Origin of the sequence: Stenotrophomonas sp. NPDC077659 (genome assembly GCF_050268705.1) — a bacterium.
Classification (GTDB): Bacteria; Pseudomonadota; Gammaproteobacteria; order Xanthomonadales; family Xanthomonadaceae; genus Stenotrophomonas.
This window is the reverse complement of the sequence record NZ_JBNNHG010000305.1, coordinates 1-1,071: the sequence shown is the minus strand read 5'-3', so window position 1 is coordinate 1,071 and position 1,071 is coordinate 1. Positions and strand designations below refer to the sequence as shown.

Sequence of the window (1,071 nt, the reverse complement as noted above, 5' to 3'; positions counted from 1 at the left end):
TCGCTGCGGGGACGGCCCAGCAGTCCGATCCTCAGCGGCCTGATCCTCTGCAGCCGACCCTGAAGCGTTTCATGGCGCGGGCGAAAGGCCGCGGTACCCGCATCCTCAAGCGCACCAGCCACATCACTGTGGTTGTGGGCGCCGCCAAGTAAGCGGATAAGGAAAAGACCATGGGTCATAAAGTTCATCCGATTGGTATCCGCCTCGGCATTTCCAAGGACTGGAACTCCAAGTGGTACGCCAACAAGGCCGAGTTCGCTGGTTACCTGGCAGCCGACCTGAAAGTGCGCGAAATGCTGCGCAAGAAGCTGGCTCAGGCCGGCATCAGCAAGATCCTGATCGAGCGTCCGGCCAAGACCGCTCGCGTGACGATCCACACCGCCCGTCCGGGCGTGGTGATCGGCAAGCGCGGTGAGGACATCGAGAAGCTGCGCAAGGAAGTGAGCGAGATGATGGGCGTCCCGGCGCACATCAACGTCACCGAAGTGCGCAAGCCGGAACTGGACGCTCAGCTCGTTGCCGAGTCGATCGCCCAGCAGCTGGAGCGTCGCATCATGTTCCGCCGCGCCATGAAGCGCTCGGTCGGCAACGCGATGCGCCTGGGTGCCCTGGGCATCAAGGTCAACGTCGGTGGCCGCCTCAACGGTGCAGAAATCGCCCGTTCGGAGTGGTACCGCGAAGGCCGCGTGCCGCTGCACACCCTGCGTGCCGACATCGACTATGGCTTCGCTGAAGCCAAGACGACCTACGGCATCATCGGCATCAAGGTCTGGATCTACAAGGGCGAGGTCTTCGATTTCTCCCAGGTTGGCCAGGAAAAGCAGGACGACACCCCGTCGCGCAACGATCGTCACGATCGCGGCGACCGCGGTGACCGTCAGCGCCCGGCCCGTGAAGCGAGGTAACGACAATGTTGCAACCCAAGCGAACCAAGTACCGCAAGGTGCACAAGGGCCGTAACGACGGCCTGAGCTGGAGCGCCAACGCTGTCAGCTTCGGCGAATACGGCCAATCCCCTTCCGTGGAACACAGACCGTGGAGCTTGCACGATCCGGGCGCGTACGGCCAGCG

The 1,071-nt window shown here is 63.1% G+C and carries 2 protein-coding genes and 1 pseudogene; all 3 read left to right on the top strand.

Annotated elements, in window-relative coordinates:
• On the top strand, positions 1 to 152 hold a 152-nt coding region (locus tag ACQKDV_RS19675; protein WP_427785897.1), incomplete at its 5' end, for a large ribosomal subunit protein uL22.
• Between the two features lie 18 nt (positions 153 to 170).
• Complete coding sequence (gene rpsC / locus ACQKDV_RS19670; protein ID WP_004145350.1) at positions 171 to 905, top strand: 30S ribosomal protein S3; 735 nt, start codon at positions 171 to 173, stop codon at positions 903 to 905.
• Positions 906 to 910: 5 nt separating this feature from the next.
• Positions 911 to 1,009 (top strand): annotated as a pseudogene (rplP, locus tag ACQKDV_RS19665) (50S ribosomal protein L16); the annotation flags it as partial.
• Positions 1,010 to 1,071 lie beyond the last annotated feature (62 nt).

Coding starts and splice junctions, on each gene's coding strand:
- rpsC (WP_004145350.1), top strand. CDS start 171: ATGGGTCATAAAGTTCATCCGATTGGTATCCGCCTCGGCATTTCCAAG.